Origin of the sequence: Herbaspirillum sp. YR522, from assembly GCF_000282575.1 — a bacterium.
Taxonomy (GTDB): Bacteria; Pseudomonadota; Gammaproteobacteria; order Burkholderiales; family Burkholderiaceae_D; genus Herbaspirillum.
Map to the genome: position 1 here is coordinate 1 of NZ_AKJA01000149.1, position 999 is coordinate 999.

Sequence of the window (999 nt, forward strand, 5' to 3'; positions counted from 1 at the left end):
GACGCCGACCTGTCCCTGATCAAGAACAAGAACGTGACCATCATCGGCTACGGTTCGCAAGGTCACGCCCACGCGCAGAACCTGAAGGATTCCGGCTGCAAGGTCACCGTTGGCCTGCGTCGCGACGGCGCTTCGTGGAGCAAGGCCGAGAAGGCCGGCCTGAAGGTGGCCGAAGTCAACGAGGCGGTCAAGCAAGCCGACGTCATCATGATCCTGCTGCCCGATGAAAACATCGGCCAGGTGTATGCCGAGAACGTGGCACCGTACGCCAAGCAGGGCGCCACGTTGGCGTTTGCCCACGGTTTCAACGTCCACTACGGCCAGGTCGTGCCGCGCGCCGACCTGGACGTGATCATGATCGCCCCGAAGGCCCCAGGCCATACCGTGCGTTCGACCTACAGCCAGGGTGGCGGCGTGCCGCACCTGATCGCCGTGTACCAGGACAAGTCCGGCACTGCCCGTGACGTGGCCCTGTCGTATGCCACGGCCAACGGCGGCGGCCGTGCCGGCATCATCGAGACCAACTTCCGCGAAGAGACCGAGACCGACCTGTTCGGCGAACAGGCCGTGCTGTGCGGCGGTACCGTGGAACTGATCAAGGCCGGTTTCGAGACCCTGGTCGAAGCCGGCTACGCGCCGGAAATGGCGTATTTCGAGTGCCTGCACGAATTGAAGCTGATCGTCGACCTGATCTATGAAGGCGGTATCGCCAACATGAACTACTCGATCTCGAACAACGCAGAGTACGGCGAATACGTGACCGGTCCGCGCATCATCAACGAAGAGAGCAAGGCTGTGATGAAGAAGGTGCTGGCCGACATCCAGACCGGCGAATACGCCAAGAGCTTCATCCTGGAAAGCCGTGCGGGCGCACCGACACTGATGTCGCGTCGTCGCATCAATGCCGAGCACCAGATCGAGGTGGTGGGGGAGAAGTTGCGCTCCATGATGCCATGGATCAAAGCCAACAAACTGGTCGACCAGACCAAGAACTGATCG

1 protein-coding gene is annotated in these 999 nt (G+C 61.5%); it reads left to right on the forward strand.

Going from position 1 to position 999, the window contains the following annotated elements; genetic code table 11:
- The coding region (gene ilvC / locus PMI40_RS20705; RefSeq protein WP_008119495.1) for a ketol-acid reductoisomerase at nt 1–996 on the forward strand (996 nt) is incomplete at its 5' end.
- Nucleotides 997–999 lie beyond the last annotated feature (3 nt).